This window comes from Delftia sp. RIT313 (genome assembly GCF_000632165.1).
GTDB lineage: Bacteria > Pseudomonadota > Gammaproteobacteria > Burkholderiales > Burkholderiaceae_C > Comamonas > Comamonas acidovorans.
Map to the genome: position 1 here is coordinate 305645 of NZ_JFYT01000001.1, position 26011 is coordinate 331655.

Genomic DNA, 26011 nt, shown 5'->3' on the forward strand with positions numbered 1-26011 from the left:
GGCGGAAGGGGAAAACGGGGCAGCAGGTGTCGCCGGCTGCGGCGGCGCGGGGCCTAGCCCGGTGCTGCGGGCTTGTTCATGGTGGCCTCGAAGAAGTCATGCACATGCTGGGACACGGCGGCGCTGCAGGCCGTACAGGCCTCGGCCTCGGACAGGGCCTGCGGCCAGTTCGACGCGCTGGGCAGCACATGGCTGCTGGCCGTCACCCCGGCCGCGCGCAGGCGGGCCGCATAGGCCTGGGCCTCGTCGCGCAGCGGGTCGTCGCCACCCACCAGCACCAGGGCCGGCGGCAGCTGGGCCAGGCGCAGCGAGCTGCCGGGCACGGCATAGGGATGCATGGCGTCCTTGGGGCAGCTCAGGTACTCGCGCCAGCCCGTGGCCCAGCGGCATTCGCCGGCCTCGGGCGTTGCCTCGCGCTGCGAGGCGGTGCCGGTGCAGGGATCGAGCATGGGCGACACCAGGATCTGGCCCGCCAGCGGCGGATGGCCCCGGTCGCGCGAGATCACGGCCACGGCGGCGGCCAGGTTGCCGCCGGCTTCTTCACCCGCGAGGAACAGCGGCGCGCCCTTGCCCGCCATCTTCACGCGGTGCTTGTACAGCCACTGCAGCACGGCGTAGCCCACCTCGATGGGCTGGGGAAACGGATGCTCGGGCGCCAGCGGGTAGGCCAGCGACACCACGACGGCGCCCGCCTCGGCCAGCAGCCGGCCGATGTAGCGCCCGTTGTCCAGCGTGCCGCAGACAAAGGTGCCGCCATGGAAATGCAGCACCAGCGGCGAGACCGTGCCGGGCCTGCGCTGGCCATAGGCGCGCGCAGCCACGGTGCCGTGCTCGGGCAGCTCGATGGAGAATTCTGTTTCGGCAATCTGCGCCCCGGCGGCGGGGCCGTTCGGAAGCGACGGGGAAGTGGACATGGCGCGAACCTGCGGCAATGGTCGATGGTTGGAATATAGGCGGCGCCGGCCATGTCTGAAATAGCAACGCAGCCATCGCTCTGTTTCCGTTTCACGAACAATCGCCCGATACCGCGCATGTGAGAATTCCGCCGAGCCGGCATTCCCTTGCCGGGCGCTGCAGGAGCAACTTTCCATGGACCAGATCCAGGCCATGCGTGTCTTCGTTCGCGTGGTGGAAGCCGGCAACTTCACCCGCGCCGCCGATTCGCTCGACCTGCCCAAGGGCACGGTCACCAAACAGATACAGGCGCTGGAGGCGCGCGTGCGCGTCAAGCTGCTCAACCGCACGACGCGGCGCGTCACCGTCACGCCCGATGGCGCGGCCTACTACGAACGCGCGGCACGCCTGCTCAATGACTTCGACGATCTCGAAGCCAGCATGGTCAACACCCAGACCGCGCCCAGCGGGCGACTGCGGCTGGACGTGGGCAGCTCCATGGCCCGGCTGATCATCATTCCGGCGCTGACCGAATTCTGCGAACGCTACCCCGACATACAGATCGACCTGGGCGTGGGCGACCGCCTGGTGGACCTGATCAGCGACAACGTGGACTGCGTGATCCGCGGGGGCGAGCTCAGCGACCAGTCCCTGGTGGCGCGGCGCATCGGCTCGATGAACTGGGTCACCGTGGCCTCGCCCGCCTACCTGGCGCGCCACGGCGTGCCCCAGCACCCTTCCGAGCTGGATACGAAGCACCAGATCGTCGCCTTCTTCGCGGGCCATACGCGGCGCATGTACCCGCTGGAATTCCAGCGGGGCGATGAATCCATCGAGGTGGCGGGCAACTACCGCATCGCGGCCAACGACAGCAATGCCTACACGGCCGCCGTGCTGGCGGGCTTCGGCATCGCGCAGCTGGTCACGGCCTTTGCCCAGCCGCTGATCGACAGCGGCGAACTGGTCGAGGTGCTGCCCGAATGGACCCAGCCGCCGCTGCCCATTCACGTGGTCTATCCGCCCAACCGCCACCTCAGCGCCAAGGTGCGGGCCTTCGTGGACTGGGCGGCCGACCTGTTCGCGCGCCATCCCCAGCTGCAGCGCAGCTGAAAGGCCGTCGATGGGATGGCCGGGCGGGCCCAAGCCCCGTCCGGCTGCAAGGCCTTCCTAGCCACTCTTCATGTCAGCTGGCATGGCGCCAGCCATTCCCATTCGCCATGGCCATGCACGCCACCGGATACGGCTGATCCAGGCCGCTGCCTGCCCGCTCACTGCGGCACGCAGGCCCTGCCCATGCACCAAATACCGTCGGCACCTCTCTGGAAATGCACCGAAAAACGGCATTCAGGCACCAAGCACGGGCACTGTTCACCAAAACGATGCATGACGGCATAACTTTTTGGCATAATTTTGGTTTGCACTCACCCCTTCCCGCAGCCGTTTTTTAGTCAGAGGTTTTTCCATGAAGTACGAGTCCGTCGGCCAATTCCTTGAAGAAGTGGCGCAACGCAACCCCGGCCAGCCCGAATTCCTGCAAGCCGTCACAGAAGTGATGGAAAGCCTCTGGCCCTTCATCGAGAAGAACCCCAAGTACGCCGAACTCGGCCTGCTGGAGCGTCTGGTCGAGCCCGAGCGCGTGGTCATGTTCCGCGTGAGCTGGACCGACGACAAGGGCCATGTGCAGGTCAACCGCGGCTTCCGCATCCAGCACAGCATGGCCATCGGCCCCTACAAGGGCGGCCTGCGTTTCCACCCCTCGGTCACGCTGTCCGTGCTCAAGTTCCTGGCCTTCGAGCAGACCTTCAAGAACGCGCTGACCACGCTGCCCATGGGCGGCGGCAAGGGCGGCTCGGACTTCGATCCCAAGGGCAAGAGCCCCGCTGAAGTCATGCGCTTTTGCCAGGCCTTCGTCACCGAGCTGTTCCGCCACGTGGGCCCGGACACCGACGTGCCGGCAGGCGACATCGGCGTGGGCGGCCGCGAAGTGGGCTTCATGGCCGGCATGTACAAGAAGCTGTCCAACAGCGCCGCCAGCGTGTTCACGGGCAAGGGCCTGTCCTTCGGCGGCTCGCTGATCCGCCCCGAAGCCACCGGCTACGGCACCGTCTACTTCGCCCAGGAAATGCTGGCCACGCGCGGCCAGTCCTTCGCAGGCAAGACCGTCTCCGTCTCGGGTTCGGGCAACGTGGCCCAGTACGCCGTGGAGAAGGCCCTGCAACTGGGCGCCAAGGTGGTGTCGGTCTCCGACTCCTCGGGCACCGTGTATGACCAGGACGGTTTCACCACCGAGAAGCTGGCCATCCTCATGGACGTGAAGAACCACCGCTACGGCCGCGTGGACGAGTACGCCAAGCTGGTGGGCGCCGAGTTCCTGCGCGGCAAGACGCCGTGGCACCTGAAGGTGGACGTGGCCCTGCCCTGCGCCACGCAGAACGAACTGACCGAGGAAGACGCCAAGGTGCTGATCGCCAACGGCGTGGTCTGCGTGGCCGAAGGCGCCAACATGCCCTCGACCATCGAAGCCGCCAAGGCCTTCGAGAAGGCCGGCGTGCTGTACGCACCGGGCAAGGCCAGCAACGCCGGTGGCGTGGCCACCTCGGGCCTGGAGATGAGCCAGAACGCGGCCCGCCTGTCCTGGCCCGCCGAGGAAGTCGATGCCCGCCTGCTGCAGATCATGCAAGGCATCCACGCCGCCTGCCTGAAGTACGGCAAGCGCGAGGACGGCACGGTCAGCTACATCGACGGCGCCAACATCGCCGGTTTCGTCAAGGTGGCCGACGCCATGCTGGCCCAGGGCGTGATCTGAGCATCAACGCTCCCCATCCCTGACGAAAGCCCATGCAGCCTGCTGCATGGGCTTTTTTCATGGCTGGCCCGCACACAGAAAGCGCGACGGCCTTCGCTATTGAAAGCCAATTCTCAGAATTGCTCAGATTCGCCGGCCAACGGGAGAGGACACTCAGCGCGCCCTGTCTCCACCCCCGTTCCCCATGCTCCCTGGACCCATCACCAAAGCGCTGCTCGTCGGCGCCGCTGCCCTGTCGCTGGGCAATGCCTTCGCCTATGAATCCCTCGGCTTCAAACCCAATCTGGATGTCAACGGCAACTGCAGATCCACGACTGACACGACGCCTTCATCGCCCTACTATTTTTTCTCCGCACAGATGGTCGGCGGCACCACCCGCTGCGGCACCGACAGCAACGGCTGGATGAGCTTTCGAATCAGCGGCTCGGCTTATCCCTTTGCATCCTGGTCGGTGTCGGCTCTCACCGGAAAGATCAATTTCCAATCATTCGTGATGCGCAACAGCACGGCCAATCCGTTGCAACTGACCATCACATCGGGCGCCGTGACGTACACCAAGACGGCACCGGTGGGCATCTCCACCATTGCGCTGGACGAGCCCATCACCAACAGCAGCACCGTGAAAATCACTTTCTCGGCCGCCGACATTGTGGGTGCGGCTCTACAGTCCGTTTCCGTCGAGCCCTTTATTCCCCTGAGCATCAGCCCCTCGACCTTGCCCAGCCCCCAGGTCGGCAGCCTGTACTCCCGGACGCTGACGGCAACCGGCGGCCTGGGCGCACCCTACACGTTTGCACTGCAAAGCGGAGCGCTGCCTGCAGGCCTTGAACTGGACCCCGCCACAGGCACGATCAGCGGCACGCCCACGGCCGCAGGCAGCACCTCGTTCACGGTCCGGGTCACCGACAGCAAAGCCAATACGCTGGACCGCAGCTACACGCTCAATCCCATCAAGATCCCCGAGCCCCAGGCAGCCACCGTGACCGCGACGCCGACAGCCGTCGCCGTGGGCGAAACCACCACCCTGGCCCTGAGCGGCGGCATCGGCAATGCCGTCCCCGCCTTCCAGCTCCTGAGCGGGCCATGCACGGTCAGCGGCAACCAGCTGACCGGCACGGCCACCGGCACCTGCGTCGTGCGGGGGACCAAGGCCAGCAGCGATCCCTTGAACTACGCAGCCGCAACCGGCACCGTCTCCGTGACTGTTCTCGGCCTCACACAGCACGCCGATGGAACGAGCAGGACACAGTTCACGCAAGGCCAGCCCAATGGCACCTGCACCTTCCGCCATGTCGCATTCACCAGCGCCCTGCCCGGCCCCTTGCCCGCCGGCTTCACGGCCGTGCCCGACATGCCCAGGCCCGTGCTGGAGTTTGAGACCCGGGACTGCACCGTCGGCGACACGCTGACCATGCAGGTGACGCATGCAGACGTGCCCGCAGGTGCCGTTCTGCTGAAATGGAAGCCGCTGGCAACGCCTGCCCAGTGGGTGAAGATTTCCAGCTTCAATGGTGGCACTGCCAGCTACACCGTCACGGACGGCGGCGATGGCGACGATGACGGAGCCCAGGACGGCGCCATCCTCGACCCCGTGGTCGTGGCCATGCCCGCGGCAGCCACCACCACCGCGGTGCCCACCCTGTCGCAGTGGTGCCTGATTGCCATGTCGGCCCTGCTGGCCCTGTTCGGCATGACCCGGATGCGGCGTCGCCAGGTCTGACGCGTGCGCTCCATTGCGGGCCGTGCCAGGCGATCAGAAGCCGGCCCGGCCTGCCCACGGGCCGAAGGCAACGTGTTTGCGCACGCTGCCTTTTTTGCTGCCTGCTACCTGTTCCTGCTACCTGTCGCGCACCGCATCGGCCAGCGCCGCCCAGGCTTTGAGCGTCAGCGCATGCGTGAAGGCCGCGCCCGCCACCGGGTGCGATGACAGCTTGACCACCACCATCTGCGCGGCCGGGTTCACGTGGATGAACTGGCCGTGTATGCCGGCGGCCTCGTAGGCGCCGTCGGCGTTGTGCAGCACCCACCACTGGTTGCGGTAGCTGTAGCCGGGCCGCGCGGCCTGGATGCCGCGGAACTTGAACTGCTCGCGGTCGCCGCCGCGCGCAATGTCGTCCAGCACCGCCTTGTCGAAGATCTTCTGGCCGTTGAAGCTGCCGCCCAGGCGCAGCATCTCGCCCACGCGCGCCAGGTCACGCGCCGTGGCGTTCAGGCCCGCGCCCTGCAGCGGCGTGCCGGTGCTGTCCACCATCACATAGGCGTCTTCCTGCATGCCCAGCTTCTGCCAGATGTTCTCGCTCATGAGATCGCTCCAGCGCCGGCCCGTGACGCGCGAGACGATCCAGCCCAGCACCTCGGAGTGCACGGTGCGGTAGACAAAGCCCTCGCCATGCGTGCCTTCCTTGGGCAGCGTCTTGAGGAAGTCGTACACATTGGTCGGCCCCGCGTAGCCGGGCGGACGCGGCAGCATGCCCGAGGCCCAGGAGTAGCCGAAGATCTCGGTCTTGGGGTCGGTGTAGTCCTCGCGAAAGCGCACGGCGCCCGTCATGTCCATGACCTGGCGCACCGTCATGTCGCCCCAGGCCGAGCCTTCCAGCTCAGGCACGTACTTCGTCACCAGCGCCTGGGGGTCGATGCGCCCCTCGTGGGCCAGTTGCGCGGCCATCAGGCCGGTGAACGATTTGGTGACCGAGAACAGCAGGTGCGGCGAGCTGGCCTGCATCTGGTTCTGGTAGCGCTCGAAGACCACCCGCCCCTTGTGCAGCACCACGATGGCGTCGGTATAGGTGCGGTCCAGCCACTGGTCCACGGTGACGGGCTGGCCCTTGTCGTCGTCAAAGCGCAGGCCGCCCAGGGCCATGGGCGCTTCGGGCAGGGCCGAGGGCGCCGCCGCGCCGCGCCGGATGTTCTGCGTGGGCTGGATTTCGCGCAGGTGCTGCACCACCCAGCGCAGTTGCGGATAGCGGTAGCCGTTGGACACGTCCACTCGCTTGTCTGCAGCCGGCGGAAAGCCCTGCATCAGCCCCAGTTGCTCCAGGCGCACGCTGTCGGGCGGCGGCAGCGCAGGTGCTGCCGGGGCCTGGGCTGCAGCCCAGCCGGGCAGCAGCGCCAGCAAGGCCATGGCATGCCGGGAACGCCGAAAGAGCTGACTGACCATCGCTGTCTCCTTGGTTTTGGAAACGGCCAGTCTTGCAGAAAGCCCTCGGCCGGTCACGGGTGTTCGCCCGCCCGCAGGCCGCAAGGCTGTCGTCTGCGCGACGAAGGTTTCAGCGGCGCATCAGGGCGGAATCGCACCAGCGCTGGGCGACCTGGGGCGAGGTCATGCAGACCGTGTCGTGCGTCACCGTGGTCACGGCGCGCTCCAGCAGCTGGATGTCGGCCTCGTGCTGGCGCGCCACATGCGGGTCCTCGAAGAAGATCACGCGCTGGCAGCGGCGGTCCAGCACCAGGTCGGCGATCTGCGCATCGCCGCCCAGCGGGCCGCTGTTGTAGCGGTCCACCCAGGGCCGGTCCTCGGGCCAGCCACGGCTCCAGGCCATTTCGTTGAGCCGCTGGCCCGTGGTGCCCGTGCCCACGCGCCGGCCAAAGCGCGACAGCAGCTCGAAGTTGCGCGCCGCGAAATCCAGCATGGTGGGCTTGAGCGCATCGTGGGCGATCAGCGCCAGCGTCTGCTGCGCGTAGTCGTGGAAGCGCTGCGCGCCCGCATCCCTGGGAAGGCCGGCATGGATGCGCTCCATCTCGATCCAGTCGCGCGCCGAGGCCACGGTGGACAGGAAGGGCTTGCCGTGGATCACGCATTGGCGCTTGAGCGCCACGGCCTCGGGGAAGATGGAGGACGGATCGACGGGGTCGGTCAGATAAATGGCGCCGTCAATCGTGCGCTCGTCGCCTTCCACGCCCACCACCTCGGCCACCAGCTTCATCAGCCCGCCTTCGCGGCCATAGGGATAGCGGCGCAGGCCCCGGTAGGACGCCAGCATGCCGGCGGCCTGGATGGCGTCGAAGGTACGGCCCACGGCATGCAGGCCCAGCTGCAGCTCGCGGATGCCGGACTCGCAGGCGCGCAGCCAGCCGAACAGTGCGGCATCCTCGGTTTGGTGGTGGATTCGGTTGGCGGCCAGGCCCAGGCGTATCGGCATACAGGTTCACTCATCAACAGTGGGGAGAGGTCCGCATCGCCTTGTCGGCCCGCGAACCAGCGGCAAGAATAGCGCCAATCCATGACAGCGCCGGCCCGCAGGGCAGCGGCGCTGAACTTTTGGCCGGCCCGTGCATCCATTGTTGCGTCATGCCCTCAATGCTTCCCTTTCTGTGGCCCCGAAGGCGCCTGCACCGGATCACGGCGGCGCTGGGCGTGGCCGCGCTGCTGGCGGCCAGCGGCTGCTCCGTGCTGGACACCAAGCAGCGCGAATGGATCTTCCAGCCCAGCGACCGCAGCTGGCCCGGCGCCAACACGGCCGGCATGGAAGATGTCTGGATCGACATGCCAGCGCAGGACGGCGCCCGCCTGCATGCGCTGTGGCTGCCCCAGCCGGCCACGGCCGGCAACGCCCCCGTGCTGCTGTACCTGCATGGCGCGCGCTGGAACGTTGCCGGCTCCTCGCCGCGCATCCGGCGGCTGCACGAACTGGGCTTTTCGGTGCTGGCCATCGACTACCGGGGCTTTGGCAAGAGCAGCGCCGGCCTTCCGTCCGAGGAATCGGCCGCCGAGGACGCACGCGCAGGCTGGGACTGGCTGGGCCGGCACGTTCCGGGCCGGCCGCGCTTCATCTTCGGCCATTCACTGGGCGGCGCCATCGCCATCGACCTGGCGCGCAGCGTCCAGGACGAGGCCGGCGTCATGGTCGAGGCCACCTTCACCAGCATTCCCGACGTGGTCCGCAGCTTCCGCTGGGGCTGGTTGCCCGTGGGGCCGCTGATCACGCAGCGCTTTGCCTCCATCGACAAGGTGGCCGGCATAGGCTCGCCGCTGCTGGTCGTGCACGGCAGCGCCGATCCGCTGATCCCCGCCACGCTGGGCCGCCAGCTGTTCGAGGCGGCCAGCGAGCCCAAGCGCTTCGTGCTCATCGAGGGTGGCAACCATCACAACACCCAGTCGCGCGCCATGGAGCAATACCGGCAGGCGCTGGACGAGCTGTTCGGGCTGCGCCTGCTCGCACAGGCGCCCACAGCGCCAGCAAGCCCGCGCTGAGCGGCGCAGCCTGCGCCGCCTTCCGCGCTACGGGCAGCTTGCCGCGTTCTGCGAGATCACGGCGCGCAACTGCCGCGTGGTGGTGCTGTCATCCGGGCCCAGCGTGTTGCGCGTGTAGCGGCAGCCATAGGTGGGCGCGGCCACCGTGGCGGCCGTCTGCACATCGTCACCGCCCGGCTTGGCGCCGCCCTGCTCCCACTGCACCATGGCATCGAAGGCTTCCACCTGTTCGGCCACGGTGAAGTCGCAGTGCGATGCGCCGCGGATGGCGCGCTGCACCAGCCACTGGCTCCGGCCCTTGTCGGCCACGCGGCGCTGGTAGATCTGCTCCATGCTGAAGGGCACATACAGATCGCCCAGCGTATGCAGGGTCACCACGGGAATGTTGATATCGCCGGAAGTCACGGGAATCCAGCGCAGGCCGTCGCGGCGCGGCCGGTTGGCATCGGGCGCGGCCGTGCGCTTTTGCGCAGCGGCATTGAGCGCGGCCGAGGCCGCGGCATCCCCGTCGATGCGGTAGGTGAAGCGGTTGGTATCAGTCACATTGCGGTTCAGGATGCCGTTGACCGAGCCATCGCTGCCGAACACGCCCCAGACCGGCGCGAACGAGCCGCCCACGGCCACGCCCAGATCGAACAGCGGGCGCGGGCCACCCGTGAGGTTCTGGATGACCGACAGATAGGCGCGCCCCGTCGCGGTGGGAGCCGACGGAAAGGTGGTGAACAGGGCCGAGGTCACCTGGCCCTGGATGGCGGCCCACTCGGTGACAGGGCGCTGGGCCACGCCGGCCATGGCCTGCGCGGTGACCTGGGCCGCGGCGAAGTAGTCGAACAGTTCGGTATCTCCTGTCACGCCGCACATGGGCACGGCGCCCTGGTAGCGCACCTTGTTCCTCGCGGTGGCCTGGGCCTCGGCCTCGATGGCCGCCGCCGTGACATGGCCGCCCATGGAATGGCCGGTGATGTACAGGCGCTGCGGCTGCGCCAGCGGCCGGCCGTGGGATGCGGCCAGGCGGTTGAAGGCCAGCGCCAGCGCATTCGTGTCCTCCACGCCGGCGCGCACGTCGTAGTAGTTCTTGCTGTAGCTGGACGCCGCCCAGGCATAGCCGTTCTGGATCAGGTACCGGCGTATGGACGGATTGGTGACGTTGAGCGCACTGCCCTCGCCCGCATAGCCGTGGGCATACATCACCAGGCGGCCATTCCAGTTGGCCGGCACCTCGATGCGGTAGGCCGCGCCTTCCAGCACACCGGCCCAGCGGCTGGTGCTGGCGTTGTCGACCACATCGCCCGAAGCGGCGGCCAGCGCATCGAAGCTGGTGGCCGAAGGATTGGCCGGCGCAAAGCTGCGGCTGTCCTGTGCCCGCGTCTCCTCGGGCGCATCACCGTCCCCCCCGCCGCAGGCCGCAAGGCCCGTGGCCGCCAGCAGACCGAGATACTTCCAACGATTCCAACGCAGGGCTCGCATAAGACTGTCTCCTTGGGATGAAGGTGTTGAGGGGAACGCGCGCAAAAAAAAATCAGGTTCAAGCGGGATTGCCGACGCAGCCTATGCCAGACAACTGGCCCGCCATGCGGGTAGGAACCCGCAAGCAGGGGCTGCCGGCTGTCACCCAGATGACTGTCGCCTTGCGCTAACATCCGCGCTTGCGGTGCAGGCCGCACCCGGACCTGCGGGAAGGGTTGAACCCACCTGTATGCGCCTCCCGGCGTTTTTCTCTTGCCACATGCCTTTGTGCGCCAAGCTGCAGGTCATTGGCCTTCGTGCACGGAGGTATTCCTGTGAAACGCATCCCCGCCCGGCCCGACATGGGCCACCTCAAGAAACAGGCCAAGCAACTGCTGGCCGCCTATCGCGCAGGCTCGGCCCAGGCCATGGAGTCCCTGCGCTCCCACCTGCCAGCGGCCAAAGGCCTTGCCGATGAGGCACTGGCCGCCAAGGACCTGCGGCTGCACGACGCCCAGTCCTGCGTGGCGCGCGAGCACGGTTTCGCTTCATGGAGCGAGTTGTCAGGCTACGTCGAGGCATGCCAGCGCCTGGCGGCGGACCCCGAGAAATCCCGGCTGCACTGGCTGGCCCTGGTCTATGCCGGCGATGTGGCGGGCGGCACGCACCGCGCGCAGCCCGCGCTGGCCCGGCGCCTGCTGGACGAGCGGCCGGAACTTGCGGGCAGTGATGGCAGTGATCCCTGGGTGGCCTGCGCCACCGGCAATCTGGCCGTGCTGCGCGAGGTCGAGCGCTACGACCCCGGCTGGCTGCGCCGTGCAGGCGGGCCGCTGGCGCTGCCGCCGCTGATGGCCGTCACCCATTCCTGCCTGCTGCGCCTGCCCGAATTCACCGAGCACCTGCACGCATGCGCGCGCTGGCTGCTGGACGCGGGCGCCGACCCGCTGCAGACCATAGGCAACCGCTGGCCACCCGCCTCGCTGCAGGCCCCCTCAGATACCGAGCGGCTGTCGGCCCTCTATGGCGCAGCAGGCCAGAACCATGATGCGCAACTGACGCAGATGCTGCTGCAGGCCGGCGCCGACCCCAACGACGGCGAATCGCTCTACCACTCGCTGGAAGGCACGCCCGCCAGCCGCGAATGCACGCGGCTGCTGCTGCAAGCCGGCGCACGCGTGGACGGCAGCAATGCCCTGTTCCGCGTGCTGGACCTGGACGATGTGCAGGCCCTGCGCCTGCTGCTGGACCACGGCGCCAATCCGAACGAGGACAACGGCCAGGGCGAATGGGGCCGCCCGCTGCTGTGGGCCATCCGCCGGCGCCGCTCGCCCGCCCATGTGCAGGCGCTGCTGGATGCCGGCGCCGATCCGTCGGTCCGCACGCCGCAGGGCCTGAGTGCCGCTGCACTGGCGCGGCGCTTTGGCCTGGCCGACGTGGCCGCCCTGCTGGAACAGGCGGCGGGCAGCGAGCCCACCACGCCGCAGGAGCAGCTCCTGGCCGCCTGCGCCGTGGGCGACGCAGCACAGGCCCGCCGTCTTGCCGCAGCCCACCCCGGGCTGCTCCAGGGCCTGGCGCCCGAACAACTGCGCATGCTGCCCGAACTGGCGGCCCTGGGCTGCATGGACGCCGTGCGCTGCATGGTGGAACTGGGCTGGCCCATCGCCGCGCGCGGCGGCGACTGGGATGCATCCGCACTGAACCAGGCCGTGTTCCGTGGCGATGCCGCCATGGCGCGCTTCCTGCTGGAGCACGGCGCACAGTGGACCGAACGCCACGCCTATGGCGACAACTGCGCAGGCACCCTGTGCTGGGCATCGCTGAACCGGCCCGAATCCACGGAACCCGGCGGCGGCGACTGGCTGGGCTGCGCCCAGGCCCTCATCGACCACGGCATGCCCCTGGCCAGGCCCGACCCCGAGGCGCCCGGCTGCGTGCTCATCGACGGAAGCCGGCAGCGGTATCCGGAGGAGATCGCGGATCTGCTGCTGGGTGCGGCTGCCGGCTGAAGGCCCTCAGTCCCGGCTGGCCTGCCAGCGCCGCAGCACGAAACCCGCCCACAGCGCCGTGAACACGGCCGCGCCAAAGACCCAGCCCGACAGCGCGCCCGCCATGCTGCCCGACAGCAGCGTGCCAATGGTGCAGCCCAGCCCCGTCATGGCGCCCCAGCCCAGCAAGGCGCCACCGGCCAGGCCGCGTGCCGCATCGCGCCAGGTGGGGCGGCGCGGCGTCCACTGGCGGCTGGCCACGGCAGCGCCCCAGGCACCGGCCACCAGGCCCAGCAGCAGCACGGCATGGGGCGTGAGCAGGCTGTTGAGTACGGCGGTGGCGCATCCGCCCAGGGTATCCAGGCCATGCAGGCGCTCGGGCACCCAGCCGCCCGCCTGGGCCCAGCCGCGCACGGTGCTGCCCAGCGTGGTGGTCACGCCCAGCGGCCGCATGCGCACGATGGCGGCGGCCGCGATCAGGCCCACGGCCAGGCCGCCCAGCGCGGCGTTCCAGCGGCCTTGCCACAGCGACAGCCACAGCTGGCGCAGGCCCGGTGGCTGCGCCGGTTCTGCCGCAGGCCGGGGCTGTGCACGGCCCGAGCGCCCATGAATGCGCCAGACCCAGGCCGCCAGCAGGCCCAGCACGGCCAGTTGCAGCGCCAGCGCGCCGCCATAGCCCAGATGGGCCGGCAGCCAGATGACGGGCGCATCGGCAATGGCCAGGCTGTACAGCGGGTTCCAGCTGCGAAACCCCAGCACGAAGCCCAGGCCCGTGCCGACCAGGGCAAAGGGCGCCACGGGCGAGCCCTCGCCCAGCCGGTACCAGTGGGCGCTGATGCACGAGCCCGAGACCGACATGCCCGCGCCAAAGGCCAGGCCCGCAAGGACCAGCACCCAGCTCACGGGACCTATGTGCATGTCAGGCGGCAACTGGCCCGGCTGGGGCACGGCCACCCAGCTGCCCAGCACCACGGTCATGCCCGCCGATCCCACGGCCAGCGCCAGCAGGATGGAGAGCACGCCGCGCGGGTCGCCGAACTCGAACCAGTCGCGCGCATGGCAGTAAAAGCAAAAGCGCGAGCGCTGCAGCACCAGCCCCAGCAGCAGGCCCAGCGCCAGCGCAAAGACCAGGGTGCGCCCGCCGCCTTGCAGCTGCAGCTGCGCCGCCACAGGCCAGGCTGCGGCCAGCACGGCGGCCAAGGGCAGCCATCTGGTCCAGTCCCTTGCCCTGTGCCTGCCATTCACGTTCTGCGTGTGCTCACCGGTCACGCTTGTCATTCCTGCCCCCTTTGTTGCCATCCACGCATAAAAAAAGGGGCCCGCAGTCTGCGGGCCCCAAAGGAGCCGAGCTTTTGCCAAAGCCACTCGTCACCACCCCTGATCCGTCGAACCAAGAGCACCGACACCCCTCGCCCGGCCCCCGCCTTCAAGACAGGTTGATCGACTGCAGGATCATTTCGCGGCCCAGACCGTGCCGGCCGGGTTGTTGATGGGCACACCCACGGAGTTGCCGTATTCGGTCCACGAGCCGTCGTAGTTGCGCACCTGGTAGCCCAGGATCTTGGACAGCGCAAACCAGGTGTGGCTGGAGCGCTCGCCGATGCGGCAGTAGGTGATGACGGGCTTGCTGCCGTCGATGCCCACGCCCGCGTAGAGCTTCTTGAGCTCTTCGGCGGACTTGAAGCTGCCGTCCTCGCGCACGGCCTGCCCCCAGGGCACGTTGACGGCGCCGGGGATGTGGCCGGCGCGGATGGCCAGCTCCGGCACGCCGGCCGGGGCGAAGACCTTGCCCTGGTATTCGTCGGCCGAGCGGATGTCGACGAGCTTGGCGTCGCTGCGCCCTTCGGCCGAGGCCAGCGCATCGGTCAGGCGCGCGCGCAGCGCGGTGTTGACCTTGCCCACGCGATAGGTGGTGGCCGCATATTCCGGGGCGCGGTTGTTGAGGGGGCGGTTCTCGGCCTCCCACTTCTTGCGGCCGCCGTCCAGCAGCTTGACGTTCTGCACGCCATAGATGTCGAAGACCCAGGCCCCCCAGGCCGCGAACCAGTTGTTGGTATCGCCGTACAGCACGACCGTGTTGCCGTCCTTCACGCCAGCCTGCGACAGCAGCTTCTCGAACTGCTCCTTGCCCACGATGTCGCGGCGCACCTTGTCATTGAGGTCGTTGTGCCAAGAGAAATTGACGGCGCCCGGCACATGGGAGCGTTCGTACAGGCCGGGGTTGACGCTGACCTCGACGATGCGCACATCGGCGCGGTTGAGGTTGGCCGCCAGCCATTCGGTGCTGACCAGCGGGCCTTCGGGCACAGGCGCATTGGCATGGGCCGCACCACCGACCAGGGCCACGCCCCACAGCAGGGTGCACGCCCCCTGGCGCAGCGCGGCGGGAAGGGAGGAGAAAGCGGTCAGCGTTGCCATTGCGGTCCTTTGTTCACAGTTGCGTTGATCGGGTTGATTCCTCTGCAATGCAATGTAGGCAGGGCCCGGCCGGTTCCCAACTGCGCAATCCGCAGATGGATATGCACCGCCCGAACATGGACAGCGGCACCCCTTGTTCTCTGCTACCCTCGGTCGCCTATGTCAGCGCCCCTGTCTCCCGCCGCCGCGCAAGCGCAGCCGGCCATGTCCCCCGTCCTGGTCGTCGTCCTGCTCGGCCTGCTGCTGGGACTGCAGCCGCTGGCCACCGACCTGTACCTGCCGGCCCTGCCGTCGATACAGGCGGCCTTCTCCACCCAGGTGTCCCAGGTGCAGCTCACGCTGACGGCGTTCCTGCTGGCCTTCGGCTGCTCGCAACTGGCCTGGGGGCCGCTGTCCGACCGCTTCGGGCGCCGGCCCATCCTGCTGGCGGGCATGTCCATCTACGTGCTGGCCGCGCTGGGCAGCGCCAGCGCCGAGACCATGGAGTCGCTGATCGCCTGGCGCGCGCTGCAGGGGGCATCGCTGGGCGCCGGCGTGATGTGTGCACGCGCCATGGTGCGCGACCTGTTCGCTCCGCACCTGGGCGCCCAGGTCATGTCCAAGGCGCTGACCGGGCTGGGCGTGATCGCCTTCCTGAGCCCCGTCAGCGGCAGCCTGCTGGTGGATTCGCTGGGCTGGCGCTCGACCATGCTGGCCCAGGCCGTGATGGGCGCGCTGGCCCTGCTGCTGGTGGCCCTGCGCTTCACGGAGACACTGGCCCGCACCAATCCCACGGCGCTGCAGCCGCTGGCCCTGGCGCGCAACTGGATCACCATCGTGCGCCACCCGGGATTCCAGTCCTACCAGTTGCTGACCTGCTGCACCTATGCGGCCCTGTTCACCAACCTGGCCGCATCTTCCTTCACCTATATCCATGTGCTGGGCGTGAGCCGCACGGGATACGGCCTGCTGATGGGCAGCAATGCGCTGTGCTACATCGCGGGCACCTTCCTGTGCCGTTGGCTGCTGCAGCGCATGGATGTGCGGCGCGCCGTGCAGATTGCCGGGCTGGCAAGCCTGCTGTCGGCCACGGCCATCGGCATTGCGGCGCTGGCCGATGCGCGCAGCCTCTGGGCCTATGCCCTGCCCTTCTATATCTTCCAGATCGCCCATGGCGTGCACATGCCCTGCGGCCAGAGCAATGCCATTGCGCCCTTTCCGCAGTCGGCGGGCACGGCATCGGCGCTGAACGGCTTCACCATGATGCTCATCGCCTTTGCCATGGGACACTGGCTGGGCCTGCACCTGGACGGCCAGTCCACCCGGCCCATGGCCTTCGGCATCTGGTTCTGGGGCGTGTGCACGGCCCTGGTCGCCTGGGGGCTGGTGCGCCGCCATGGCCGGGCCGATGGCCACCGCTGATTCCACTTTCCTGCGTTCCCGTTTCTCGAATGTCCACCGCTTCCCCGCTCCCCTGCCTGGCCATCGCCGGCCCCACCGCTTCCGGCAAGACCGCTGCCGCCCTGGCCCTGGCCAGGCTGCTGGCCGAACGCAGCCAGGCCGCAGAAATCATCAGCGTGGACTCGGCCCTGGTCTATCGCGGCATGGACATCGGCACGGCCAAGCCCACGCCCGAAGAACTGGCTGCCTGCCCCCATCACCTGATCGATATCCGCGACCCGCTGCAGGCCTACAGCGCGGCCGAATTCGTGCAGGACACGCAGCGCCTGGTGGCCGAGATCCGCGCGCGCGGCGCCCTGCCACTGCTGGTGGGCGGCACCATGCTGTATTTCAAGGCCCTGCAGGATGGCATTGACGACATGCCGGCCGCCGACCCCGCCGTGCGCGAGCGGCTGGATGCACAGGCCGCGCAGATCGGCTGGCCCGCCATGCATGCGCTGCTGGCCCAGGTCGATCCCGCCACGGCAGCACGCCTGGCGCCGGCCGACAGCCAGCGCATACAGCGCGCGCTGGAGGTCTGGCATGTGTCGGGCAAACCGCTGTCCAGCTTTCATACGCGCAGTGGCAAGAATGCCGAACAGGGCCTGATCAGCCCCGGCGGCTTCTTCTCGCTGGAGCCGCAGGACCGCGCCTGGCTGCATGCGCGCATCGCCCAGCGCTTCGACGCCATGCTGGACGCCGGTTTCATCGACGAAGTGCAACAGTTGCGCGCGCGCGGCGACCTGCACCTGGACCTGCCCTCCATCCGCTGCGTGGGCTACCGCCAGGCCTGGGAATCGCTGGACGGCCTGTACTCCATGAACTCGCTGCGCGAACGCGGCATTGCCGCCACGCGCCAGCTGGCCAAGCGCCAGATCACCTGGCTGCGCAGCATGCCCGCCCGCCATGCCATTGCCTGCGATGCGCCCGATGCCCAGCAGCAACTGCTGCAGGCAGCGATGGCCGTGGTGGCCGCAGCAAACCAGGCCCGCAACGGCTGAACAGGAAACCGCCTTCATGACTGCCGCGCCCCGGGACAACACGCCGCTGACTCAGCCGCCGCTGCTTCAGGTCCAGGGCCTGGCGCGGCGCTACCGCAACGACGGCGGCACGGAAACCGCCGTCTTCGAGAACGTGGACTGCAGCGTGGCGCGCGGCGAGTTCGTGGCCATCGTGGGTGACTCGGGCGTGGGCAAGTCCACCTTTCTCAACTGCCTGGCCGGGCTCGATGAGTGGCAGCAGGGCCGCGTGCTGCACGAAGGCCAGGACCTGTCGGCCCTGGATGAAACCGGCCGCGCGCTGTGGCGGCGCAGCCATGTCGGCTTCGTGTTCCAGGCCTTCCATGTACTGCCCCATCTGGATGTCTGGCACAACGTGGCCCTGCCGCTGATGCTGCTGCAGCGGCTGGATGCGGCGGGCCGCCAGCGCGTGCAGCAACTGCTGCAGGCCGTCGGGCTGCAGGGGCTGGAGCAGCGCCTGCCCTGGCAGCTCAGCGGCGGCCAGCTGCAGCGCGTGGCCATTGCACGCGCCCTTGTCCACGGACCGGCCCTGCTGCTGGCCGACGAGCCCACGGGCAACCTGGACCCCGGCACGGCCGCACAGGTCATGGAACTGCTGCTGCAGCAGACCCGGGAACACCAGGCCGCCCTGGTGCTGGTCACGCATTCCCTGGAAGCCGCGCGCCGTGCCGACCGCGTGCTGCGCCTGACCGCACAGGGCATGCAGCCCGCCTAGCGCCAAAGATCGCCCGCCCATGCTCGCCCTGCTTCGCACCTTTTCCTGGCAGGAGCTGCGCCAGCATCCCTGGCGCACGGCCACCGCCCTGGTGGCCATCATGCTGGGCGTGGCCCTGGGCTTTGCCGTGCATGTGATCAACCAGTCCGCGCTCGATGAGTTCTCGCGCGCCGTGCGCACGGTCAGCGGCCAGCCGGACCTGGAGCTGCGTGCCATGCAGGGCGGCCTGCCCGAAACGCTGTATGGCCGTGTTGCGCAGCAGCCCCAGGTCAGCCTGGCCGCACCCTGGATCGAAGCCACGGCCCTGGCCGGCACCGCCACGCCGGTGCAGTTGCGCGTGCTGGGCGGCGATGCGCTGCGGCTGGCGCCCGTGGCGCCTGCGCTCATGCCCCGGCTGTTCGATGGCGGCGGGCGGCTGGACCTGTTCGCGCCCGATGCGGTCTTCCTCAATGCAACGGCACTCGAAGCCCTGGGCCTGACGCCGGAGCAGGCGCGGCACACGCCCCTGCCATGGCAACTGGGCGGGCGCGCGCAGACCCTGCGCATCGCGGGCACGGTGGCCGCATCCGGCCCGCCGCTGGCCGTGATGGACATCGGCGCGCTGCAGGACAGCCTGCAGCGCTGGGGCCAGGTGGACCGCATCGATGTGCTGCTGGCCGAAGGCGCCACGCGCGAGTCCCTGCTGGCCGAGCTGCGCCGCCTGCCCGACTGGCCCGCCCAGGCCCTGGCCAGCCGCCCCGGCGACGACCAGCAGCGAATTGCCGAGATGTCGCGCGCCTACCGCGTCAACCTCACGGTGCTGGCCCTGGTGGCGCTGTTCACGGGGGCGTTCCTGGTGTTCTCGGTGCTGGCGCTCAGCGTGGCCCAGCGCGCGCCGCAGTTCGCCCTGCTGGCCGTGCTGGGACTGACGCCTCGCCAGCGCCTGGGCCTGGTGCTGCTGGAATCGCTGCTGCTGGGTATTGTGGGCAGCGCGGCCGGCATTGCACTGGGCGCGGGCCTGGCCTGGCTGGCCCTGCACCTGCTGGGCGGTGACCTGGGCGGCGGCTACTTTGCCGGCGTGCAGCCCGCGCTGCAGTGGAGCGCCGGCGCCGCGCTGACCTTTGGACTGCTCGGCGTGGCCGCCACCGTGGCTGGCGGCTGGTGGCCGGCGCGGCAGGCGATGGAGTTGCCGCCCGCCGCCACGCTCAAGGGCCAGGGTGCGGGCTCCGAACGCGCGGCGCGCGGCCTGCCGGCCCTGCTGCTGATGGCAGCCAGCGTGACCCTGGCCTTTGTGCCGCCCGTGGCCGGCATCCCCCTCGCAGCCTATGCCGCCGTGGCCCTGCTGCTGCTGGGCGGCATGGCCGCCCTGCCCTGGTTGCTGGGCCAGCTGTTGCGCCTGGTGCCGCAATCGCTGCTGCGCCAGCCGCTGGCCCTGCTGCCCGTGGAGCGTGCGCGGCGCATGCGCCGCAGCACCACGGTGGCCGTGGGCGGCGTGGTGGCCAGCCTGAGCCTGGCCGTGGCGCTGACCGTGATGGTGGCCAGCTTCAGGGACAGCATGATCGCCTGGCTGGACGCCGTGCTGCCCGCCCCGCTGTACCTGCGCACGGCCGGCAGCGCAGGCCGTGCCGATGCCGCGCCCCTGCCTGCCGATCTGGCCGCGCGCATTGCCGCCCTGCCTGGCGTGCAGCGCGCCCAGCCCATGCGCAGCACCAGCCTGTGGCTCAGCCCGGATCGCCCCGCCGTCAGCCTGCTGCTGCGTCCGCTGCATGGCCCCCAGGGCCAGCAATTGCCGTGGATACAAGGCCCGGTGCAAGCGCCCGCTGGCAGCACGCCCGTCTATGTCAGTGAAGCCGTGGCCCAACTCTATGGCGTGCGGCCGGGCCAGGAGTGGCCGCTGCTGGCCCAGGCCCTGCCGTCGGAAGATTCCCGCGTGTTTGTGGCCGGCATCTGGCGCGACTATGTGCGCCAGTTCGGCGCCATCGCCATGGACTGGGACGACTACCAACGGCTTGCCGACGGCAGCGCCACCACGGCAGGCCCCACTGAAATCGCCATCTGGCCGGACGGCGACGACACAGCCACGGCGCAGCAGCTTCAGGCGCGCATCCAGTCCCTGCTGACCGGGCCGGGCGCCGCGCAGGCACTGGAGTTCGCCAGCAGCGGCGCGCTGCGCGAGCGCTCCATGCGCATCTTCGACCGCAGCTTTGCCGTGACCTACTGGCTACAGGCCGTGGCCATCGGCATCGGCCTGTTCGGCATCGCGGCCAGCTTCAGCGCCCAGGTGCTGGCACGGCGCAAGGAATTCGGCCTGCTCGCCCACCTGGGGCTGACGCGGCGCGACATCCTGGCCGTGGTGGCTGGCGAGGGCATGGCCTGGACCACGGCGGGCGCCATCGCCGGCAGCCTGCTGGGCCTGGGCGTGGCCGTAATCCTGGTGCACGTGGTGAATCCGCAAAGCTTTCACTGGACCATGGAGCTGTCCCTGCCGTGGTCCCGCCTTTTGGCGCTGGCTGCCAGCGTGATCGCAGCAGGCACGCTGACGGCCTGGCTGGCCGGGCGTGCGGCTGCAGGGCGCGAGGCAGTGCTGGCGGTCAAGGAGGATTGGTAAACCCCATCCCTCCGCGCAAACCGATAGCTTGCTAAAAATGAAAACGCATAATCAATTGTTAATTTTTCTTACAAGAGAATCATTTTCTATCTGATCATTTGCCCGACTTCGGCAGTGCTGCGTCCTATCCACGGGGGTGCCTGCCTCTACAAAAATCAGACAGGCGCATTGCCGTCTGTACGCGGGAGATCGGAATCATGGCAGGTTTCGGAAAACGTTGGGCTGCGTCGCTGGCCCTGGGCACGGCGCTGTGCGGCTCGGCGTGGGGACAGATGGTCGTTCCGGCGGGAGGCAGCATCGATCTGGCCGGCGGCTCGTTCCAGCTGCCATGCACGGCGGTCCTCATGCAGGGCGAGTTGACACTGGGCACAGGGACGTTCGACACGGGGTCCTTCAGCTTCGACACCGGCGCGACGGTCACCGGCGCCGGGGGCCAGCTCAACGTCAGCGGCGATCTCACCAGCACCGTGCCGTTGAACCTGGGCACCAGCAGCGTGGTGCTGTCCGACTCGTGCGCAGCCGGCTCCACCCTGCAACTGAGCGGCAACATCATCGTGAAGGACCTCACGCTGATCAGCACCAGCGCAACGCCTCCCACCATCGTTCTGCCGGCAGGCACCAACCTCACGGTGCTGGGCACCCTTACCCTGGGCTCTCCTGGCAGGCCGGTGGTACTGACTTCTTCCGGCCCTGGCACCGCCGTGGTGACCATGGGGCCATCGGCGACCCTGGTCAACAGCAGCGGCAGCGTGGTGCCAGGCAACGTGCAGATCGGAGCGCCTGTGGTGACGGCTCCAGCCAGCATTCCCACGCTCAGCACCTACGGGCTGATGCTGATGAGCCTGCTGCTCGGCGGCATGGCCCTGAATCGCCAGCGCCGCAACACACGCATCTGAGGAGCGGACATGCACCAGAACCGTCTCCCTGTCCCGGCCCTGCTGCTTGCGATGTTTGCGGGCGCAGGCCTGCACACCTCCGCAGCACTCGCGGCCGATGTCTCCATCACCCTGCCAGCCAATGGCGATTTCGTGATCAAGAACTCCGTGGGCGCCGAGCGGCTGCGGGTGCAGCGTACCGGCGAGGTACTGGTTCCGGCCCTGCCGGCCGATACGGCCACCGGCAACCAGCTGCTGTGTTTTGATGGCGTCTCTGGCCAGCTCACGCATTGCGCGGCGGGCGTGGGTGGAGGTGCCACGGGAGCGACAGGCGCCACGGGGGCCACAGGTTCGACAGGTGCCATCGGCCCTGCAGGCGCCACGGGCGCAGCCGGCCCGACCGGACCCACAGGTGCCACCGGTGTCACCGGAGCAACAGGACCCACGGGCGCGGGCATCACGGGAGCGGCCGGCCCCACGGGTCCGCAGGGCATTCAGGGCACGATGGGACCGACCGGCGCCACGGGGACCGGGGAGATCGGGCCCATGGGCCCACAAGGCATCCAGGGCATACAGGGTGCCACGGGCGATGCAGGGCCCACTGGACCCACCGGCCCCGCAGGCGGGGGGGGCGTCACCCTCAGGGACAACAGCGGCGCCATATTGGGAACGTTGATCGACATGAACACGGCCAACTACAGCACCGTCGGCGTGCTTACCTCGACCCGTCATTTCTTAAGAATGCGCTTCGACGGCCGTATCCAGAACGACAACAACCTGTTCTTTCTCACGCCCGACTGCACGGGCACGCCCTACATGGCGTCAGGAGGGTCGGTGGAGGGCATCCCTCGCTTTGCCAAGACGCTGGTCTATGCCAAGGTCAACAACAAGACCTATAGCTTGAGCGGTGCCAATGCCAACGGCGTGGTGCTGTCGCAAAGCCAGACCAGCCTGGGCATTGACGTGACATCCACCGAGGACATTCTTTCGGGCGACTGCACAGTAAGTACTTCCAACCAGGCAGTATTCCCTCTCGTCGAGACGCTTCTCAGCAACGCGGGTCTGCCGGCAAGCATCACTGCGCCGCTGCAGTTTTCGGCGCCCTGAATCGGTATGCATCCAAGCATCACAGGAACCCTGGATCGTCGCACCTGCTGCATCCACTCCCGTCGCATCCGGACCCTGTGCCCCAGTGCAGGCATGTTCAGCACAGCAGCGCAGGCCGCCGACGTGGGCACTGCCGTGACGTGCCAATAGGCTCGCGCAAAGCCACACCATGCCTGTTTCCACGCCGCGCAAACGCCCAGGCTCTGCTGCCCGCATCTGCCTGAACATGATCGTCAAGAACGAGGCCCCGGTGATCGCGCGTTGCCTGGCCTCGGTCAAGCCGTGGGTAGACCATTGGGTGATCGTGGACACGGGCTCCAGCGATGGCACGCAGGCCCTTGTGCGTGATTGCATGGCCGGCGTGCCCGGCATCCTGCATGAGCGGCCCTGGGTAGACTTCGCCCACAACCGCAACGAGGCGCTGGAGCTGGCGCGGCCGCACGGCGACTACCTGCTGTTCATCGATGCCGACGAGCAGCTGCGCGTTCCCGAAGGCTTTGCATGGCCGGCGCTGGAGGCGGACGGCTGCATGCTGTCCTGCCACATGGCGGGCACCGAATACCAGCGCAATGCGCTGATCGCCACGCGCGTGGACTGGCGCTGGGAAGGCGTGCTGCACGAGTACCTGACCGCGCCTGCGCACCAGCCCTGGCAGATGCTGGCCGGGCCGTTCATCGATGTCTCGCACGATGGTGCGCGGGCGCGTGATCCGCAGACCTACCTGCGCGACATTGCCGTGCTCGAGAAGGCCGTGCGCGAGCAGCCCGACAACACGCGCAACGTGTTCTATCTGGCGCAAAGCCACCGCGACGCGGGCCAGATCGAGTCCAGCCTGCATTGGTACCGGCAGCGCGCCGCCATGGGCGGCTGGGCCGAGGAGCAGTGGTTTGCGCTGTTGCAGATCGGCGTGCTGCTGGAGCGCTCGGGCGCCGAGCCGGCCGCCGTGCGCGAGGCCTATCTCACCGCCTATGCCGCGCGACCGCAGCGGGCCGAGCCCCTGTGCGAGCTGGCGCGCTACCACCGCGAGCGGTCCGAGTTCGCCCTGGCCTGCCTCTATGCGCGCCAGGCCGCCGCGCTGCCGCGCCCGGCCGAGGACATCCTGTTCATCGACGCCCAGGTCTATGCCTGGCGCGCGCTGGACGAGCTGGCCGTCAGCGCCTTCTACACACCGCTGCGCGACCTGGGCCGTGCCGCGCTGCAGCAGTTGCTGGCCGAACGCCGCTACCCCGCCAGCGAGCAGACACGCATCGAGGCCAACCGCCCGTTCTACGGCCTGTAGCCGCGTGGGCAGGGCAGCCTGCGACAATGGCCGCCATGCCGCACACCACCTCTTCCTGGCTGCATGAGGCCATCAACCGCATCGAGGCCGATTACCAGCGCAGTGCCGACACGCACCTGATCCCGCTGCCCCTGCCCGGCTTTGCCGGCCTGGGGATCGATCTCTACCTCAAGGACGAATCCACCCACCCCACGGGCAGCCTCAAGCACCGGCTGGCGCGCTCGCTGTTTCTCTATGCGCTGTGCAATGGCTGGGTGCATGAGGGCTCGACCATCGTCGAGGCATCGAGCGGATCGACCGCCGTGAGCGAGGCGTATTTCGCGCGCCTGCTGGGCCTGCCCTTCGTGGCCGTGATGCCGCGCAGCACCTCGGCCGAGAAGATTGCGCTGATCGAGTTCTACGGCGGCCGCTGCCATCTCGTGGACAGCGCAGGCCAGGTCTACGACGAGGCACGCGCCGTGGCCGCGCAGACCGGCGGCCACTACATGGACCAGTTCACCTATGCCGAGCGCGCCACCGACTGGCGTGGCAACAACAATATTGCGGAGAGCATGTTCACCCAGATGCGGCGCGAGCGCCATGCCGTGCCGCGCTGGATCGTGGTGGGCGCGGGCACGGGCGGCACCAGCGCCACCATTGGCCGCTACGTGCGTTTCCAGCGCCATGCCACAGGCATCTGCGTGGCCGACCCCGAGGGCTCGGTGTTCGCCGCCTACCACCGCACGGGCGATGCCACCCTCACCGCACCGGGCTCGCGCATCGAAGGCATAGGCCGCCCGCGCGTGGAGCCCAGCTTTGTGCGCACCCTGGTGGACCGCATGGAGGAGGTGGCGGACTGCGATTCCCTGGCCGCCATGCGCAGCCTGTCCGCACTGCTGGGCCGGCGCGTGGGGCCGTCCACGGGCACCAACTACGTGGCCATGCTCAGGCTGGCCAGCGAGATGCGCCAGCGCGGCGAGCAGGGCTCCATCCTCTCGCTGCTGTGCGATGCGGGCGAGCGCTACCTGCCCACCTACCATGATGCGGACTGGGTGATGCAGCGCATCGGCGACTGCGGGCCGGCCCAGGCGCGCATCGCGCAGTTGCAAAGCTGATCCATGATGCCCCTGCCCCGCCGCCATCTGCTGGGCCTGGCTGCAGGCCTGGGCCTGGGGGCGGCAGGACTGCCCGCCCAGGCACTGCCGCCACGCACGCTGGTCTTCCCGCGCGACCACGGCAGCCACCCCGGGCTGCGCACCGAGTGGTGGTACATCACCGGCCAGGCACGCGCGGCGGGCCGGCCCTGGGGTTTCCAGATCACCTTCTTCCGGTCACGCGTGCAGGCCACGCAGGAGCTGCGCTCCGCCTTTGCGGCGCGCCAGCTGCTGTTTGCCCATGCGGCGCTGTGCGATGTGCAGGGCGCCCGCCTGCACCACGACCAGCGCATCGCACGCGCAGGCTTTGGCATTGCCCAGGCCAGCGAGACCGATGCCGACGTGCGGCTGCAGGACTGGTCGCTGCAGCGCACCGATGAAGACACCGGTAACGGCGAGGCCGAACGCTACACCACCCGCATACGCAGCACCGCATTCGCACTGGACCTGCGCTTCGAGACCCGCGAGCACCCGCTGCTGCAAGGCCGCGCCGGCCTCTCGCGCAAGGGGCCGGAGCCCGAGCAGGCCAGCTACTACTACAGCCGCCCGCAACTGCAGGTGAGCGGCACGCTGGAGCTGGCAGGCCAGCGCATGGAGATCGAAGCCGCACGCGAACCCGGTGACAACCGCGCCTGGCTGGACCATGAATGGAGCCAGGCCCTGATGCACCCCGAGGCCGTGGGCTGGGACTGGATAGGCATGAACCTGTTCGACGGCAGTGCGCTCACGGCCTTCAGAGTGCGCCGCAGCGATGGCGGCGCGCTGTGGGCAGGTGGCTCGCTGCGCGGCGCCGATGGCAAGGTACAGGTCTTCGCCCACGATGCCGTTCGGTTCACACCGCTGCGCCACTGGAGCAGCCCCGCCAGCGGCGCGCGCTACCCCGTGCAATGGCAGGTGGACACGCCCGCTGGCCGCTTCACCGTGAACGCCCTGGTCGATGACCAGGAGCTGGACAGCAGCGCCTCCACCGGCGCCATCTACTGGGAGGGCCTGTGCAGCCTCCAAAAGCCCACCGGCCCGGGCCAGGAGGCGCGAGCCGGTCAGGGATACCTGGAGATGACGGGCTACGCCCGGCCGCTGCAGCTATGAAAACCTCTTCAAGCTCCAGTGGCTGAATGGGAATCTTGCCAATTTTTG

Annotated in this window: 20 protein-coding genes; 14 read left to right on the forward strand and 6 right to left on the reverse strand. The window is 68.8% G+C overall.

The window, feature by feature from the left end; translation table 11 throughout:
• Positions 1-53: 53 nt before the first annotated feature.
• Positions 54-914 (reverse strand): alpha/beta hydrolase, encoded by an 861-nt coding sequence (locus BW39_RS01300; RefSeq protein ID WP_043819199.1) that lies wholly within the window; start codon positions 912-914, stop codon positions 54-56.
• 175 nt (positions 915-1089) lie between these two features.
• On the opposite strand from BW39_RS01300, the gene BW39_RS01305 reads away from it, so the two are divergent.
• The 3 genes from BW39_RS01305 (at position 1090) to BW39_RS01315 (ending at position 5420) form a co-directional block, all read left to right on the forward strand.
• The gene (locus BW39_RS01305) at positions 1090-2004 is read left to right on the forward strand and encodes a LysR family transcriptional regulator (protein WP_043819201.1); all 915 of its coding nucleotides are present in this window, start codon (positions 1090-1092) and stop codon (positions 2002-2004) included.
• A 352-nt stretch (positions 2005-2356) separates the two neighbouring features.
• Positions 2357-3700 carry an NADP-specific glutamate dehydrogenase gene (gene gdhA / locus BW39_RS01310; protein WP_013801081.1) on the forward strand — a complete coding sequence of 448 codons (1344 nt, stop codon included), beginning with the start codon at positions 2357-2359 and terminating at the stop codon, positions 3698-3700.
• A 184-nt stretch (positions 3701-3884) separates the two neighbouring features.
• Entirely contained in the window at positions 3885-5420 is a 1536-nt protein-coding gene (locus BW39_RS01315) for an IPTL-CTERM sorting domain-containing protein (protein WP_043819202.1), read from the forward strand.
• Between the two features lie 117 nt (positions 5421-5537).
• On the opposite strand, the gene BW39_RS01320 is transcribed toward BW39_RS01315, so the two are convergent.
• Together BW39_RS01320 and BW39_RS01325 are read right to left on the reverse strand one after the other, a co-directional pair.
• Positions 5538-6857 carry a serine hydrolase domain-containing protein gene (locus BW39_RS01320; protein ID WP_043819203.1) on the reverse strand — a complete coding sequence of 440 codons (1320 nt, stop codon included), beginning with the start codon at positions 6855-6857 and terminating at the stop codon, positions 5538-5540.
• 109 nt (positions 6858-6966) lie between these two features.
• Positions 6967-7839, reverse strand: a complete 873-nt coding sequence (locus tag BW39_RS01325) for a methylglyoxal synthase (RefSeq protein ID WP_043819204.1) — start codon at positions 7837-7839, stop codon at positions 6967-6969.
• A gap of 149 nt (positions 7840-7988) precedes the next feature.
• Here BW39_RS01325 and BW39_RS01330 point away from each other — a divergent pair, with 149 nt between their 5' ends.
• Positions 7989-8891: an alpha/beta hydrolase gene (locus BW39_RS01330; protein WP_043819205.1), complete on the forward strand. Its 903-nt coding sequence runs from the start codon at positions 7989-7991 to the stop codon at positions 8889-8891.
• Positions 8892-8918: 27 nt separating this feature from the next.
• On the opposite strand, the gene BW39_RS01335 is transcribed toward BW39_RS01330, so the two are convergent.
• Positions 8919-10358 carry an alpha/beta hydrolase gene (locus tag BW39_RS01335; protein ID WP_043819206.1) on the reverse strand — a complete coding sequence of 480 codons (1440 nt, stop codon included), beginning with the start codon at positions 10356-10358 and terminating at the stop codon, positions 8919-8921.
• Positions 10359-10672: 314 nt separating this feature from the next.
• On the opposite strand from BW39_RS01335, the gene BW39_RS01340 reads away from it, so the two are divergent.
• Positions 10673-12343 (forward strand): ankyrin repeat domain-containing protein, encoded by a 1671-nt coding sequence (locus BW39_RS01340; protein WP_043819207.1) that lies wholly within the window; start codon positions 10673-10675, stop codon positions 12341-12343.
• A gap of 6 nt (positions 12344-12349) precedes the next feature.
• Here the strand turns inward: BW39_RS01340 and BW39_RS01345 are convergent, their stop codons facing one another.
• Both BW39_RS01345 and BW39_RS01350 read right to left on the reverse strand, forming a co-directional pair.
• Positions 12350-13600, reverse strand: a complete 1251-nt coding sequence (locus BW39_RS01345; RefSeq protein WP_043819208.1) for a YeeE/YedE family protein — start codon at positions 13598-13600, stop codon at positions 12350-12352.
• A gap of 174 nt (positions 13601-13774) precedes the next feature.
• Positions 13775-14740 carry a sulfurtransferase gene (locus BW39_RS01350; protein ID WP_043819209.1) on the reverse strand — a complete coding sequence of 322 codons (966 nt, stop codon included), beginning with the start codon at positions 14738-14740 and terminating at the stop codon, positions 13775-13777.
• 204 nt (positions 14741-14944) lie between these two features.
• Between BW39_RS01350 and BW39_RS01355 the strand changes: the two genes are divergently transcribed.
• The 9 genes from BW39_RS01355 to BW39_RS01400 all read left to right on the forward strand — a co-directional run bounded on the left by BW39_RS01355 (position 14945) and on the right by BW39_RS01400 (position 25963).
• The gene (locus tag BW39_RS01355; protein WP_043819297.1) at positions 14945-16141 is read left to right on the forward strand and encodes a multidrug effflux MFS transporter; all 1197 of its coding nucleotides are present in this window, start codon (positions 14945-14947) and stop codon (positions 16139-16141) included.
• Positions 16142-16170: 29 nt separating this feature from the next.
• Positions 16171-17160: a tRNA (adenosine(37)-N6)-dimethylallyltransferase MiaA gene (miaA, locus tag BW39_RS01360; protein ID WP_043819210.1), complete on the forward strand. Its 990-nt coding sequence runs from the start codon at positions 16171-16173 to the stop codon at positions 17158-17160.
• A 16-nt stretch (positions 17161-17176) separates the two neighbouring features.
• Positions 17177-17893: an ABC transporter ATP-binding protein gene (locus BW39_RS01365; protein WP_043819211.1), complete on the forward strand. Its 717-nt coding sequence runs from the start codon at positions 17177-17179 to the stop codon at positions 17891-17893.
• A 19-nt stretch (positions 17894-17912) separates the two neighbouring features.
• A complete protein-coding gene (locus BW39_RS01370; RefSeq protein ID WP_043819212.1) occupies positions 17913-20480 on the forward strand; it encodes an FtsX-like permease family protein in 2568 nt (855 codons plus the stop codon).
• 197 nt (positions 20481-20677) lie between these two features.
• Positions 20678-21376, forward strand: coding sequence for an IPTL-CTERM sorting domain-containing protein (locus BW39_RS01375; protein ID WP_043819213.1), 699 nt, complete (start codon positions 20678-20680; stop codon positions 21374-21376).
• Positions 21377-21385: 9 nt separating this feature from the next.
• A complete protein-coding gene (locus BW39_RS32200; protein ID WP_200871494.1) occupies positions 21386-22462 on the forward strand; it encodes a collagen-like protein in 1077 nt (358 codons plus the stop codon).
• Positions 22463-22631: 169 nt separating this feature from the next.
• Positions 22632-23741 carry a glycosyltransferase gene (locus BW39_RS01390; protein ID WP_052155253.1) on the forward strand — a complete coding sequence of 370 codons (1110 nt, stop codon included), beginning with the start codon at positions 22632-22634 and terminating at the stop codon, positions 23739-23741.
• A gap of 26 nt (positions 23742-23767) precedes the next feature.
• Complete coding sequence (locus BW39_RS01395) at positions 23768-24835, forward strand: PLP-dependent cysteine synthase family protein (protein WP_043819214.1); 1068 nt, start codon at positions 23768-23770, stop codon at positions 24833-24835.
• Positions 24836-24838: 3 nt separating this feature from the next.
• A complete protein-coding gene (locus tag BW39_RS01400; RefSeq protein WP_043819215.1) occupies positions 24839-25963 on the forward strand; it encodes a lipocalin-like domain-containing protein in 1125 nt (374 codons plus the stop codon).
• Positions 25964-26011 lie beyond the last annotated feature (48 nt).